The organism is Archangium violaceum (assembly GCF_016887565.1).
GTDB lineage: Bacteria > Myxococcota > Myxococcia > Myxococcales > Myxococcaceae > Archangium > Archangium violaceum_B.
Map to the genome: position 1 here is coordinate 11,045,423 of NZ_CP069396.1, position 14,524 is coordinate 11,059,946.

Annotated in this window: 11 protein-coding genes, 1 tRNA gene and 1 pseudogene; 7 read left to right on the plus strand and 6 right to left on the minus strand. The window is 67.1% G+C overall.

Annotated features, from left to right (window positions below; all coding sequences use genetic code 11):
• Positions 1-162 precede the first annotated feature (162 nt).
• Entirely contained in the window at positions 163-1,977 is a 1,815-nt protein-coding gene (locus tag JRI60_RS43930; RefSeq protein WP_204222034.1) for a M23 family metallopeptidase, read from the plus strand.
• A gap of 323 nt (positions 1,978-2,300) precedes the next feature.
• Here the strand turns inward: JRI60_RS43930 and JRI60_RS43935 are convergent, their stop codons facing one another.
• Positions 2,301-3,092: an SDR family oxidoreductase gene (locus JRI60_RS43935; RefSeq protein ID WP_204222035.1), complete on the minus strand. Its 792-nt coding sequence runs from the start codon at positions 3,090-3,092 to the stop codon at positions 2,301-2,303.
• A 125-nt stretch (positions 3,093-3,217) separates the two neighbouring features.
• Between JRI60_RS43935 and JRI60_RS43940 the strand changes: the two genes are divergently transcribed.
• From JRI60_RS43940 to JRI60_RS43955, 4 genes are all read left to right on the plus strand, one after another.
• A complete protein-coding gene (locus JRI60_RS43940; protein WP_204222036.1) occupies positions 3,218-3,679 on the plus strand; it encodes a winged helix-turn-helix transcriptional regulator in 462 nt (153 codons plus the stop codon).
• A gap of 141 nt (positions 3,680-3,820) precedes the next feature.
• A complete protein-coding gene (locus tag JRI60_RS43945; RefSeq protein WP_204222037.1) occupies positions 3,821-4,105 on the plus strand; it encodes a hypothetical protein in 285 nt (94 codons plus the stop codon).
• A tRNA-OTHER gene (locus JRI60_RS43950) sits at positions 4,085-4,163 on the plus strand. The genes JRI60_RS43945 and JRI60_RS43950 overlap by 21 nt, the downstream gene beginning before the upstream one ends.
• A gap of 264 nt (positions 4,164-4,427) precedes the next feature.
• Positions 4,428-6,602, plus strand: a complete 2,175-nt coding sequence (locus tag JRI60_RS43955) for an ATP-binding protein (RefSeq protein ID WP_239470075.1) — start codon at positions 4,428-4,430, stop codon at positions 6,600-6,602.
• 279 nt (positions 6,603-6,881) lie between these two features.
• Here JRI60_RS43955 and JRI60_RS43960 read toward each other — a convergent pair.
• Positions 6,882-7,349 (minus strand): annotated as a pseudogene (locus JRI60_RS43960) (sensor histidine kinase); the annotation flags it as partial.
• A gap of 319 nt (positions 7,350-7,668) precedes the next feature.
• Here JRI60_RS43960 and JRI60_RS43965 point away from each other — a divergent pair.
• Complete coding sequence (locus tag JRI60_RS43965; RefSeq protein WP_204222038.1) at positions 7,669-9,078, plus strand: SBBP repeat-containing protein; 1,410 nt, start codon at positions 7,669-7,671, stop codon at positions 9,076-9,078.
• 105 nt (positions 9,079-9,183) lie between these two features.
• Here the strand turns inward: JRI60_RS43965 and JRI60_RS43970 are convergent, their stop codons facing one another.
• Positions 9,184-10,062, minus strand: a complete 879-nt coding sequence (locus JRI60_RS43970) for an SDR family oxidoreductase (RefSeq protein ID WP_204222039.1) — start codon at positions 10,060-10,062, stop codon at positions 9,184-9,186.
• A 104-nt stretch (positions 10,063-10,166) separates the two neighbouring features.
• Positions 10,167-10,940: a hypothetical protein gene (locus JRI60_RS43975; protein WP_204222040.1), complete on the minus strand. Its 774-nt coding sequence runs from the start codon at positions 10,938-10,940 to the stop codon at positions 10,167-10,169.
• 138 nt (positions 10,941-11,078) lie between these two features.
• On the opposite strand from JRI60_RS43975, the gene JRI60_RS43980 reads away from it, so the two are divergent.
• Positions 11,079-12,179: a glycosyltransferase gene (locus tag JRI60_RS43980; RefSeq protein ID WP_239470076.1), complete on the plus strand. Its 1,101-nt coding sequence runs from the start codon at positions 11,079-11,081 to the stop codon at positions 12,177-12,179.
• 7 nt (positions 12,180-12,186) lie between these two features.
• Here the strand turns inward: JRI60_RS43980 and JRI60_RS43985 are convergent, their stop codons facing one another.
• Both JRI60_RS43985 and rpoN read right to left on the minus strand, forming a co-directional pair.
• A complete protein-coding gene (locus tag JRI60_RS43985; protein WP_204222041.1) occupies positions 12,187-12,816 on the minus strand; it encodes a GNAT family N-acetyltransferase in 630 nt (209 codons plus the stop codon).
• Positions 12,817-12,889: 73 nt separating this feature from the next.
• Complete coding sequence (gene rpoN, locus JRI60_RS43990) at positions 12,890-14,404, minus strand: RNA polymerase factor sigma-54 (RefSeq protein ID WP_204222042.1); 1,515 nt, start codon at positions 14,402-14,404, stop codon at positions 12,890-12,892.
• Positions 14,405-14,524: the final 120 nt, after the last annotated feature.

Genomic DNA, 14,524 nt, shown 5'->3' on the forward strand with positions numbered 1-14,524 from the left:
TGAGCCATCCCCTCATATCGGAACCGAAGGCTTCCTCGGTGGAGAGGCCGCGCAGCCCCTCGAGGTACACGCCAGCCCAGGTCTCCCGCCCATGGAGCGCGCCCAGGAGCCCTCCCGTCCCCGCGCTCGGGAAGATTCCGCCAGTCCCTCGTTCAGGGGGACATGAAACTCAAGAAAACCTTCTCTTCCGCGGCGCTGCTCCCTCTCGTCCTCTCCGCCTGTGGGGCTCCCGGCGGGGACGAGCCACCCATCATGCCCCTGGACAACCTGGAGCAGCCCGCCCTGGTCAGCGACATCTCGCAGACGTGCATCACCCCGGATCCCTCCGGCTTCGAGTCCCTGGAGACGGCCGCCGGTGGCGAGCTGGACGAATGGAGTGAGGCCATCAACGCCCTGCCCGCGTCAGCCACCAGGACGGACCTGCAGAACCGGCTGCTCACCCGCCTCCGCAGCCCGTACTCGGCCTTCGCCACCCCGGCCGAGGCCCAGTCCTTCCTGCGCTCCTTCCGCACGCCACTGCCCCTGCGGCTGCCCTTCACCTCGAATGCACCCTACCTCGCTGGCACCGAGGTGAAGCTGGGCCACGGCTGGCGCTACAACGGCGGTGGCATCCACCGCGGGCTCGACATCAGCCGCTTCAACACGCCCGCCGACAAGGATCCCAGCTTCGACGTGCTGGCCATCGCGGACGGCAAGGTCATCGGCATCTACTTCGATGGCCCTCCCGGCGGCGGCGGCAACACGGTGGTCCTCGAGCACACCGGCGCCAACGGGAAGAAGCTCTACAGCTTCTACATGCACCTGCGCAACGGCCGGGCCCACGACGTGGCCGCCGTCAAGGCGATCACCTGCCCCGCCGGTGACGATGGGTGCGCTCGTTACAAGTCGATGGCGACGAACTACCCGAACCACCCCTCGTGGGGCTCGGACACCGACACCCTTTCCGTCTCCCTGGGCCAGTGGGTCACCCAGGGACAGAAGATCGCGAAGTCGGGCAACACGATGACCGCTGGCTCGCTCGAGGCCGACGGCAAGCCCGCCAGCAATCACGCCAACAACCACCTGCACGTGTACATCGGCGCGCCCACGCCCACCGACCCGAAGATAGCCGTCGAGGTGGACCCGTATGGCGTCTACGAGAAGGTCTCCACCGGCTGCTACGACGGCTTCCAGGACACGTACTATCCGCGGCTGTGGATGCCCCACTCCCCGGACTTCCATGGCGTCACCTGGGCCACCTTCACCGAGCTGCCCGAGTACTACAGCGGCATGAGCTACCGCCCGAAGACGCTCAGCTACTACGAGCAGGACGGAGTGCTGCGCGTGGCGGGCTCCTACCAGTACTCCACGGACATGCAGTGGGGCGTGCAGGCCGGGCTGGACAGCGCCGGCTTCGACACCCAGGTGGACCTGTGGCGGCAGTCCGGCTACGTGCCGCGTGAGACGCGCATCCGCATCAACTCGGCCGGCCAGGCCCGCTACAGCACCCTCTTCGGCAAGCTGCGCACCAACGAGCAGGTCCGCTTCGAGCACCGGCTGACGCAGGCCAGCCTGGACTCGCTCTACAAGACGTACGTGGTGGACGCGGGCTGGCGCGTGGAGGACTTCTTCCCCTACCGGGAGGGCGGCGTGCAGTACTACGCGGTCCTGTTCAGCAACTTCGACACCAACACGCGCTGGCTGCTCTACGGCTTGTCCAAGGCGCAGGCTCTGTCGGAGCTCGCCGCGCTGCCGGGTCAGGGCATGCATGTGGACAACATCGTCGCGGATCCCACCTACAGCCCGCCGCGCTTCGCCTTCACCGCCAATGACGCCAGCGGCTGCGTCCCCCATGTCTACGTGGACGGCGCCATGTCCCTGTACCAGTCCATCTACGAGAACGAGGCGGACCAGGGATACCGGCTACAGAAGCTGCAGGTCTACAACAACGGAGCCTCCTTCACGGCCCTCTTCGACCGGGTGGGCACCTGCCCGTGAAACAGGCCCCTGCCTCCTCGAGCAGTCGCACGCTGGCGGTGAGACGCCTGTCCCTGAACAGGAAACCACCCGGGTCGCAGTTCGCGGCATACGAGCGCCGCGCATCCTCGTCCAGGCGAGGCGCCACCAGCGAGCCACTCGGACCGCCGGGAATCCGCGCGTGCGCCAGCCCGCCCAGGCTCAGTGGCAGCACGAGCACACGGAAGACGACATGGGAAAGCTGCGCATGATTGCCACAACAACCCGCATTCTCACCCTGGCGGTAGCACCACAAGTGAAAGCCGCCAGCACCCCGTAGCTGGAGCTTCTGAGCAAGGAGCTGCTCAGAGGCTGGAACGTTGGGGCACCCGGTAGATGGGAGCCCCCATCGGCGCGCCCGTGGTGCCCCCATCGACGAAGAACTCGGCGGCCTGGATGTTCGACGCATCGTCCGATGCGAGGAACAACACGGTCTTCGCCACCTCGTCGGCATTGCCCATGCGTCCGAGCGGGATGCCTTGGGAGAGGTTCTTTTCCAACGCGGCGTACGCGTCGGGGGTGGGGGCCCGCGCGGACCAGATGGGCGTATGGGCCGCACCGGGCGACACCACGTTGACCCGGATGCCGCGCGGAGACAGCTCCGAGGCCAGCACGCGTGCCATGGACCTCACGCCCGCCTTGCTGGCCGCGTAGGCCGCGTACCCCGGTGCGCCCAGGACGCTGTGCACGGAGCCGTTGAGCACCACGGATGCGCCCTTGTTCAAGTAGGGCAGGGCCGCCTGGACGGTGAAGAACGCCGAGGTGAGGTTGACGCGCAGCACCTCCTCGAAAGCCGCCAGGGACGTATTGCCCACGGCGGTGAGTCCCCCGATGCCCGCGTTGGCGAACACGATGTCCAGCGCGCCGAACCGCTCGGCGGCCTGGGCCACGGCCCGCTCCGTCGCCGCCACGTCCTTCACGTCCGCCTGGAGGGCGAGCAGATTCGGGCCCAGCTCCCTCGCCGCGGCGTCGAGCGTCTCCGGGTTTCGCCCCGTGATGGCGACCCGGGCCCCCTCGGCCAGGAACAACCGCGCCGTGGCCAGACCGATGCCGCTGTTTCCACCCGTGATGAACGCCACCTTGTTCTCGAGTCGCATCCTCGGCTCCCGTGTTCTGGTTTCATCATGAAACCACGATGGCTTTATAGAGAGGCTGGTTTTATGATGCAACCAGAACGGACGAACGGCGCCTGGCGAGGAAAGGACGCGGGGAGGAGCAGACGGTGAAGCGCACGAGCCTCGAATCAGCGGAATGCCCCATCGCGCGGGCGCTGGATGTCATTGGGGACTGGTGGTCCCTGCTCATCATCCGCGACGCGCTGCTGGGCAAGCGCCGCTTCGGTGAGTTCCAGAAGAGCCTGGGCCTGGCCAAGAACATCCTGGCGGCACGCCTGCGCACGCTGGTGAACCACGGCATCCTGGAGTTGGCGCCCGCGTCGGATGGGAGCGCCTACCAGGAGTACGTCCTGACGGAGAAGGGACGGGGCCTGTTTCCCGTGCTCGTGGCGCTCCGGCAGTGGGGCGGCGCGCACTTCTTCGGGCCCGGAGAGGCCATCCCGGAGCTGGTGGACCGGGAGCACGGCCAGCCCGTGCGGACGTTGGAGCTGCGCTCGGAGGATGGGCGGCTGCTGGGCCCGGGCGACACCGAGCTGCGTCCGCCAACCCGCAGGCGTCACGGCCAATGACCCACGATTGGGCGTGCGTCGGACGCGAGGTCCAGACAACGCCACGGTTCCACTCACAGCGAAGTGGTAGCATCGCGTCGGCGCTTGTGTCGGGCGGGCGCCATCGAGACCGAGCCCGATGAACCCAGGAGACATCGCCTCATGCGCATCAACTCAGTGGTGGCAGCCCTGATTGCTGGCCTTGCCCTCGCCGTGACAGGTTGTGGTGTCGAGTCCGAGTCCGAGTCCGAGAACCCGCAGGCCCCCGTGTCCGAGTCCGAGGCCGCTCCCGCCGATGGGCAGGTCACCGCGATGGCCATCTGCCCGCTGAAGTGGACGTGTAACTGGGTGAGGTACTACTCCACCCAGTCGGCATGCACCACGGCGTGCGGCGCGACCCCATGTTTCACCGACTACGCGTGTACGGGCAGCTGCGTCTGCCCCTGAAGCACGTCCACTGGTTACCGGAGGCTCCGAGTGGCGGGTTCGATTCCCGCCGCTTCCACACCCCACAGGGTCGCGGTGCCCGGCTTTCGCGGGGCGTCAACCAGCCAGCACCACCGCGACGGGAGGAGGCTCGTGCGAGCATCGGGGCGCTCTCTCGTCTGTCATCGGCCTCCTGGGCTAGAGTGTCACTTCGGGGGCCCGACGTGCTGGACATGTCCACCCCGGGGGCCTCCACATCCGGCACACCCTCCCGGCTGGCAACTCCCCCCACGGAGGAATTCCCGCGGAGGGTCTCGTGTCAGTGTCAGTGCCGCCAGTTCTCATGCCGCCCCCTCCCCACTCCCGTGCTCCGCTGGCCCGCTCGACGCTCATCAAGATGGGCGTGCGTATCGCGGTGGTCATCGCCCTGACGACCTTCTTCAGCTACCTCCACATGCTCCACACGCTGCGCACCGAGGCGCTCACGCAGTTGGAGCAGCACGTCTCGGAGCGCAGCCAGCGGGAGCAGGCCATCTTCCTGCTGGCCGAGGACAACCTCGGCGCCGTCAAGAAGGCCCTGGCGGAGCGCATCCGGACCCTGGGCCCGGAGGACGTGGGCGCGCGCTTCGACAGTCTGTTCGTGCGGTTGCCCGACGGCACGGTCCGCAGCCGCCCCGAGAGCTTCGATGGCACGAAGGTGCCAGGCGTCTTCGTCCCCCGGGGCGTCATCCTCGACGAGGACATGCGCCGCCGGTTGCTGGCCTCCTATGACGTGCTCTCCTGGTACGGGCCCGCCTTCCACGTCCGCTTCACGGACGCCTTCGTCACGCTGCCCGAGGGGCCGATCATCCTCTACTGGCCCGAGCGCCCCACCTGGGTCCACGACGCAGAACCCGGCCTCATGGTCACGGAGCTGGAGTACTTCGTCACCAGCCGGCCCGAGAACAACCCGGAGCGGCGGACGCTCTGGTCCGAGGTCTACTTGGATACGGTCAGCGGCAGATCCATGACCTCGGTCACCATTCCCCTGGACCTCGAGGGCCGGTATGTCGCGGCGTTCAGCCTGGACGTGCTCCTGGAGGAGCTGGTGGCCCGCACCATCAACGACCACCTGCCCGGCACGTACAACGTCATCTTCCGCGATGACGGCAAGCTCATCGCCCATCCCGGAATGGTCACCCAGGCCGGCGAAGAGGACCACATGCGGCACATCGTCGAGCGCGTGCAGGCCCGTCAGCCCGGGCAGGCCGTGCTGGAGCTGCCGGAGCGTGGCGAGTACCTCGCCATGGGAAAGCTGCGGGGGCCCGGCTGGAACTTCGTCACCGTGCTTCCCGAGCACATCGTGACGAAGCCCGCCTTCCAGGCCGCCCGCTACGTGCTGCTGCTCGGCCTCCTGTCCCTCGTCCTCGAGCTGGCCATCATGGCCTGGGTGCTCAGGAATCAGATCACCCGCCCGCTGGAGTCCTTCACCCAGGCCGCCGACCGGATCGCTTCCGGTGACTTCCACGTGGAGCTGGACACCTCGCGCGACGACGAGCTGGGGCAGCTTGCCCGCTCTTTCCGGTCCATGGCCGACAAGGTCCAGCACCGCGAGCAGGCCCTGCGCGAGGCCAACGAGGGATTGGAGCAGCGCGTCGAGGAGCGCACCCGCGAGCTCACGGAGGTCCACCTGCAGCTCGTGCAGACGGCCCGGCGCGCGGGCATGGCGGAGATCGCCACCAACGTGCTGCACAACGTGGGCAACGTGCTCAACAGCGTCTACACCTCCGCCCAGTTGGCCAAGGAGCGCATGGCGGGCATGCGTCTGGAGCAGGTGGACCGCGTGGCCAACCTGCTCCACGAGCACCAATCCAGCATCGGCACCTTCCTCTCCCAGGACGAGCGCGGCAGGAACGCCCTGCCCTTCCTGGAAAAGCTGGGCCAGAACCTGCTCGAAGAGCGCCGGGAGATCATCTCCCTGCTCGATGACGTGGGCCGCTACACCGAGCACGTGGGAGACATCGTCAAGGTGCAGCAGAACTACGCTCGCGCGCCCCGGATGCAGGAGCCCGTGCACATGGCGGATCTGTTGGAGGACGCGCTGCGCATCAACGCCACCGGACTCACCCGCCATCAGGTGAAGGTGGTGCGCCAGCTGGCCGACCTGCCTCCGGTGCTCACCGACAAGCACAAGACGCTGATGATCCTGGTCAACCTGGTGAGCAACGCCAAGTACGCCATGGACGGGGTGCCTCCCACCGAGCGGGTGCTCACCGTGAAGCTGGAGCGCACCGGGAACGAGCAGGTGCGCATCCAGATGCATGACAACGGCATGGGCATCGCACCGGAGATGCTCACCCGCATCTTCCAGTATGGCTTCACCACCCGGCAGGAGGGGCATGGCTTCGGCCTGCACTCCAGCGCCCTGGCGGCCCAGGAGATGGGGGGGAAGCTCACCGTCCACAGCGAGGGGCCTGGACACGGGGCCACCTTCACCCTGGAACTGCCCTACCTCGCAGCGCCTCCACAGGCGACTTGAGGCTCGTGATCGAAGAAGGAGATGACGCCGCGAGTGGACTGAGCGCAGCTGCTGCGCGGGGCGTTCGCGCAGGCGCCGGGTGTTGGCGTACCTGACGGCACCCAACACAGTGCTCGCCATTGTGGAGCACCTGGCACTGCCCACGCGGCCTGCGCATCTGGCTGCAGCGCAGAGGCCACCCCAGCAGTATACGCCAGCTTGTAGGGCGCTCGATCGCTGGCCTGGCGGAGCGTGCCACGCCCCATGCGCTCTGGGGTGGCGCGTGCGCCGAGCGCAGTTTCACGGGCTGGTGGAGGGGGGTGGAGCCGGAGTGTAGGGCAGCTCCAGGGTGAACGTGGCTCCGCGCCCGAGTCCCTCGCTGTGGACGCTCAAGGTGCCTCCCAGCTCCTGGGCCGCCAGGGCACTGGAGTGCAAGCCGAAGCCGTGTCCATCCACTCGCGTGGTGAAGCCGTATTGGAAGATGCGGGTGAGCATCTCCGGCGCGATCCCCACGCCGTTGTCGTGGATGGAGATGCGGACACGGTCAGCGGCGCACTGCTCCAGCCTCGCCGTCAGCAGCCGCTCGCCCGAGGTCACAGGGTCCAGGGCATACTTGGCGTTGCTGACCAGGTTGACCAGGATCATCAACATCTTGTGCTTGTCCGTCATCATGGGCGGCAGGGAGGCCAGCTGCCGCCGCACCTTCACCTGGTGACGCGTGAGCCCCGCCGAGTTGATGCGCAGCGAGTCCTCTACCAGGGCCACCAGATCCCTCGTTGAGCAAGCCCAGCAGGCAGTAGAACCTCAGGTGCAGCCCCCGCCGTCGACGACCACATCGCACCCCGTACGAGGCCCGGCCAGAGCTGCTCGCGGGTCAGCGGAAGCTCACCCTCGGGGTTCACGGGTACCGTCGCGGTTGAATGGATCATGGCCGATGTTCCTATTTCCCTCGTCATTCGTGGGCCCCCGCAGATTTTCTGCATGATTCTCCGCCTCGCGGGCTCATCTCGTTCGTGGGGGGTTGCTCGACCCACCAGAAGCGACCCGCTCCTTCGAGCAAGTACGCATCACGAACCGGGGAAGACCTATGAAGAAAGAACTTTGGCTCGCAGTGACCGCGCTCCTGGCCTGCGCCTGTGGACCCGCGGACGAGGACAGCGCGCTGGTGACTCCTGTCGCGGGAGAGCCGTCATCCGAGCTGGCGACGGTGCATCCCATCGTCGTTTGCAGCGGCGATACGTGCCGTCGCATCCAGCACGTGGATCGGCCTCGTGCTCAGCAAGGGCTTTCCACGGTGAACTACTCGACCTATCTGGGATTCGCGGGACATGAATGGGGCGGCAGAGCAGTGGCGGTGGATTCCTCGGGTAACGCGTACATCACGGGAGAAACCACCTCATTCGGAGGGTCCAAACCGTTCGTCGCGAAGATGAGCCCCACGGGGCAACTCATCTACTTCACCTATTTCTCCAGCAATGGTTATGGGGTCGACATCAAGGTGGACACCTCTGGCAACACCTATGTCGTGGCAGGGGTCGGTGGTGGCAGTGGCAGTATCGTGGCGAAGCTGAATTCAAGTGGTTCAGCCTTCGTCTACTATATCACCGTGCCGTGGATGCTCACGGGCATCGCCGTGGACTCCCTGCGCAATGCCTACATCCTTGGAGAATCCTACGCTGATAGCACCAAGAGTACCGAAGTGCTCGTCAGCAAGTTGAACCCAGATGGCTCGGCCTTTGTCTACAGCGTCACCTTCGGCGGAATGACCATCGAGAAGACCGAGGACATCGACGTGGACAGCGCAGGCAATGCGTACGTGGTGGGTTGGACCCAATCGCCCGACTTTCCCGTGCGGAATGCCTTTCAGGGCACCCTCACAGGTGGTTCGGCGACGTTCATCTCGAAGCTGAACGCAACAGGCACGGCTCTGCTCTACTCGACCTTCCTGGGCTGCCCGGGGGGCGATAGTTTTGGCGTGGGCATCGCTCTGGATGACGCTGGCAACGCCTACGTCACGGGGACAGCAGGAGCCAACTTTCCTGTGACGCCCGGTGCAGCCCAGACGTCATTCGGAGGAGCCATCGATCGCTACGTGGCGAAGCTGTCCGCGACAGGATGGCTTGCCTATGCCACCTATCTTGGTGGAAGTGGCAACGAAAACCTCTATGGCGGTATCGCGGTGAACCGCAGCACAGGCACGGCTTACGTGACAGGCAATACCCTCTCCCTCAACTTCCCTGTCACATACAATGCCTTCCAACCCTTCTCCTATGGCGGCAGCGACGCCTTCCTTGCCCAGATCAGCCCATCGGGCAACGCCATCGGGTACTCGACCTACCTGGGCGGGAGCCAGGAGGATATCGGGCGAGGGATCGCGCTGGACCCCTCGATGAATGTATATGTCACAGGCAATACATTCTCGAGTGACTTCCCGACGAATGTTTATGGCTCCGGTGGCGGAACGGACGCCTTCGTCACGAAGTTCAGCGGACCTTGAGCCGATTGAACCACGGCTCGTGTGCCCCGCGGCCCTTCCCCTGGTCCAGGGGAAGGGCCGTCCTGCCAAGCGAACCCGCCGCCCCTCGCGGGAGCGGCCCGCGTCTCAGGCGAGGACCTGTCCGCCGGTGACGCCGAGAATCTCCCCGTTCACGTAGCGCGACTCGTCCGAGGCGAGGAACACGAACGAGGGCGCCAGTTCCACCGGCTGCGCCGGCCGGCCCATCGGCGAGCTCTTGCCGAACGACTTCACCTTCTCCGCGTCGAAGGACTGCGGAATCAGCGGCGTCCACACGGGTCCCGGCGCTACCGAGTTCACCCGAATGCCTCGCTCGATGAGCTCCTGCGCCAGCCCCTTGGTGAAGGTGACGATGGCGCCCTTCGTGCTCGCGTAATCCAGGATGCCCGGACTGGGCTGGTACGCCTGGATGGAGGCCACGTTGATGATGGAGGCCCCGGACTTCATGTGCGGCAGCGCGTAGCGCACCAGGTGGAACATCGCGAGGATGTTGGTGCGGAAGGTCCGTTCGATCCGCTCGGCCGTGAGCTCCTCGAACTTCTCCACCGCCTTGCCCTGGAAGGCCGCGTTGTTGACGAGCACGTCGATGCGGCCAAAGCGCTTCACCGTGTCCTCGATGATGCGGCGGCACACGGCCTCGTCCGTCAGGTCCCCCTTGAGCGCCAGCACCTGGTGCCCCGAATCCTCCACCACGCGCCGCGTCTGCTCGGCGTCCGGATCCTCGTTGAGGTACGCGAAGGCCACGTCCGCCCCCTCGCGCGCGAAGGCCAGGCACACCGCACGGCCAATGCCACTGTCCCCGCCCGTGACGAGTGCCACCCTGTCCTTCAACCGGCCGAGCCCCTTGTACGACGTGAGGCCGTAGTCCGGCTCGGGTGTCATCTGCGCCTCGATGCCCGGGTGTGCCTGCTCCTGGCCGGGCAGAGGGGGCTTCACTCCTGCGTCGCGGGGATTCTTCTGAGCCATGTCGGGGTGTCCTCCAGTTGCCTACCCCGCCCACGGTGGGGAGGCAGGAGGACCCCGGCAACCGCCGCGGGCAGGCCCCTCGGCGGCAAGCACGGCGGGCAGGCTCAGGGAGTGACCGAGACCGCGAAGTCCTCCGAGTGGAAGAGGCCTCCCTGGCAGCCCGCCACACCCTCGCACGTGAGCACCTGGGCGTTGGCCGTGCCACTCAGGCGCAGGTAGTACGCGCCCTCCACCGTGGTATCGCGCAGGAGAAAGCGCGCCGCGTTGCCGTCCTGCTGCACCTCCAGCGCGGCCTCCGCGCCCCCACTGGCGGGAAAGAGGCTGGCCTGGACGGGTGCCGCGAGCGTGTCGGTCTCGGGCAGCCATACGTAGGTATGCGTCTGTCCGCGCCGCAGCGTGCCCGCCGTGCCTCCGCTGCGCAGGAAGTGCCTCTTGGCCTTCGCGTTCTCGAGAACGAGCACCACCGAGTGGGTGTCGTCCTGGAGGATGACCCGCAGGTCCTCGGTGGGCTCCTCGTTCCACTGTCCCGGATCGAAGTCGAAGGTGACGCGCGGGGGCTCGCACACCTCGCGCCCGCCGACGCCCGTGTCGGGCACTCCTCCGGGCGCCAGCTGCATGGGCTGCCCGTTGAGGGTCGCCGTGACGTTCCCCGTGAGCCGGGCGCAGATGTCTCCAGCGGAGAAGATGGCGGTGAAGCGGTGCGCCCCCACCGTCGAGGTCTCCCTCTCCAGGGAGTCCACGTCCGTGAGGGTGAACCGCAGGGTGCGGTCCTTCAGGTCCGCGAGGGTGACGGACTCGGCCACGGTGCGGCCACAGCCGGCGAGCCCCAGCGCGGCCAGCGCACCCACGACGCAACGGAGAGAGGAGGCGGAAGGCATCGGTACACCCTACCACCACCCTCCAGAATGGCTCGGTTCACGACGTCTCCCCCTCCCCCTCCGGACAGTCGGACGGCTTTCCTTGATGGGCTCGCCACTCGGGGCCAACATCTCCCCCTCGGACAGCGAGGAGGCAACGTGGCCGGCCGTGTGCTCCACCTGGCGGCGGGAAATCTGTACGGTGGCGTGGAGAGCTTCCTCGTCACCCTGGCCAGGGCGCCCCGGCGCCTGGAGCACCGCTTCGCCCTGTTCTTCGAGGGCCGTCTCGCCTCGGAGCTGCGCGCGGCCGGCGCCTCCGTGGAGGTGCTCGGCCCGGCCCGGCTCGGCCGCCCGTGGACCCTCGTCGCACCCCAGCTCCGGCTCCGCCGGCTCCTGTCCTCGTGGCGCCCGGAGCTCGTGCTCGTCCACTCCTCCTGGCTGAAGGCCGCCGCGGGCCCCGCCCTGCTCGGTCACCGCCAGGCCCTGTTCCTCCATGGGCCCGTCGATCCCCGCTTCGCGTTGGATCGGCTGCTGGCGTGGCTGCCTCCCCACGCGCTCCTGTCCAACTCGGCCTTCACCGCCGCCTCCGCCTCCACCCTGCTCCCCCGGCTCGCGCCGCTCGTCGTCGGCTGCCCCGTCGAGGACCGCGCTCCGAGAGAGCCCGGCGTACGGCACGCCGTCCGCCAGGAGCTGGGCCTCCCCGAGCGCACCCCCGTCATCGTCCAGGTGAGCCGCCTGGAGGCCTGGAAGGGTCAGGAGCTGCTCCTGGACGCGCTCGCGCTCCTGCCTCGCGAAACGGACTGGGTCTGCCTGGTGGTGGGCGGCGCCCAGCGCCCCGAGGAGCAGGCCTTCCTCGCCCGCCTGCGGGCCCGGGCCGACACGCCTGGCCTGTCCGGCCGGGTCCGCTTCCTCGGCCAGCGCTCCGACGTCCCCCGGCTGCTCTCCGCCGCCGACGTCTTCTGCCAGCCCAACCTCGGCCCCGAGCCCTTCGGCATCGTCTTCGTCGAGGCCATGTACGCCGGCCTTCCCGTGCTCACCACCGACATGGGCGGCGCTCGGGAGCTCGTCGATGACTCCTGTGGCGCCCGGGTGCCTCCCCGGGCCGACGCCGTCGCCGAGGTGCTCGCGCGCTGGCTCGTCGACCCTGAAGCGAGGCGCGCCCTTGGACTCGCCGGGCGCCACCGCGCCGAGGGTCTTCATGTCCCTTCTGTCCGCGTGCCCCTGCTGGAGGAGGCGCTCGAGCGCGCCCTGCGGCCCTGAGGTGCGCTCAGCGCTCGGTCAGCTTCCGCTCCAGCCCCGCCTTCACCTCCGGCCACTCTCCATCCAGGATGCTGTAGTACGCCGAGTCTCGCACCACTCCGCCTCGCACCAGCATGTGCTGGCGCAGGATTCCCTCGAAGCGCGCTCCCAGGCGCTCGATCGCCGCTCTCGAACGCGTGTTGCGCCGGTCCGTCTTGAGCTGCACCCTCATCACCTTCAGCTCCTCGAACGCGTGCCTCAACAGCAGGTACTTGCTCTCCGTGTTCACCCTCGAGCGCCAGACCCGCTTCGCCAGCCACGTGTTGCCAATCTCCACCGTCCGGTGATGGCGCTGGATGTCCAGGTAACGCGTGCTGCCTACCACCGCGCCCGTTTCACGCTCGAGGATCGCGAAGGGCCTCTCCACCCCTCGCTCCGCCGCCTCCAGCGCCGTGGTGATGTACGTCTCCATGTCCCCGGCCGTGCGTAATACCTGGGGAAAGTGCTCGAAGATGTCCGGCTCGGCTACCTCCGCCAATGCCGCCACGTGGCGCATTGTCAGTGGTTCCAGGCGCACGGCCATACCCTCCAGCGTCACCGGCGGGATGACCAGGGGCTCGAGCTCACGGTGGTGGATGGGATCGGAATCGGTGCTCATGGGGCGAGGTGTATACCCTCACCCCAGCCCTCTCCCAGAGGGAGAGGGGTGATTGTTGGGGTCCTGGGAACGGTCAGAAATAACGCTTGCGCTTGCTGCTCGGCAGGATCCCCAGCACCTCACGGTACTTGGCCACCGTGCGCCTCGCGATCTCCGTCCCCTGCGCCTTCAACAACTCCACGATCTTCTGGTCCGAGTACGGATTGCGCGGGTCTTCCTGTGACACCAGCTGCTTGATGTGGTGCTTCACCGCTTCGCTCGCCGTGTCCTCACCCGACACCCGCGCGATCGACGAGTTGAAGAAATACTTCAGCTCGAAAATGCCCTGCGGCGTGTGCACGTACTTGTTCGTCGTCACGCGCGACACCGTCGACTCGTGCATCCCGATGTCCTCCGCCACGTCCCTCAGGATCAGCGGCTTGAGGTGCGCGATGCCCTTGTCCAGGAAGTCCCTCTGGAACTTCACGATGCTCTCGGTCACCTTGTAGATGGTGCGCTGGCGCTGGTGGATCGACCGGATCAGCCACTGCGCGCTTCGCAGCTTCTCCTGGATGAACTCCTTCGTCTGTCCAGGCCCCACCCCACCACCCTTCAGCGCGTTCCGGTACGTGCCAGAAATCCTCAGCTTCGACAGGCCATCGTCGTTGAGCACCACCGTGTAGTCGTCATCCCCCAGCTTGTAGACGAACACGTCCGGCGTGATGTACTGCGCGTCGTCCCCGCTGAAGTTGCGGCCCGGCTTCGGATCCAGCCTCGGCAACAGCTTGGACGCCTCCACCACCTCCTCGAGCGACACCTTCAAGTCCTTCGCGATCGCCGGAAGGTTCTTGCTCTCGAGGTACTTCATGTGCCGCTTGATGATCAGCCCCAGCAGCGGCGCGTACTTCTCCTTCAGCGCCGCCACCTGGATGAGCAGGCACTCCTGCAGATCCCTCGCCGCGCACCCCTTGGGCTCCAGGTTCTGGATGCGGCGCAACGTCCGCTCCGCCACCGACATGGGCACGTCCGCCTCGTTGGCCAGGCGGATGAGCGGATCCCCCTCCACATCGTCCAGCTTCAGGTACCCGTCATGGTCCAGGTTGCCCAGGATGAGCATGCCGATGCGCCGCTCGGCCTCGTTGAGCCGCAGCGTCCCCAGCTGCTCCTGGAGATGATCGACCAGATCCTCCTTCTCCACGAGGTTGGCCTCGAAGGAAGGCAGATCCTCCGTCGCCACGTTGCCCCGGTTGGAGGCCGTCGTGGGCTCGTTGAACTGGTAGCTGTTGAGGTACGCCTCCCAGTCGATCTCCGGCGGCCCGTCCCCGTCCGCCTTGAACTCCGGCGCCGCGTCCGGCGTCCGTGCCTCCACCCCCATCGGCAGCTCGGTGTTCCCCGCTTCCAGCGAGGCCTCGCCCGGCTCCTTCTCCGCCGTATCCCCGAATGGCGCCTCGTCCGGCTGCTCCAGGAGCGGGTTCTGGTCCATCTCCTCCCGGACCTGCTCCAGCAGCTCCATCCTGGAGAGTTGCAGCAGCTTGATGGCCTGCTGCAGCTGGGGCGTCATCACCAGCTGCTGCGACAGCTTCAGGCTCTGCTTGAGTTCCATCGCCATGCTCAGGTCTCCCGACCACTCTCAACAACCCACTCGACGGCTTCCTGCCATCAAGGACCGTGCCAAACTAACAAGGCCCCCTGACTTCGTCCAGTGTCCGAGAGTCCGGCCCGACCTTTG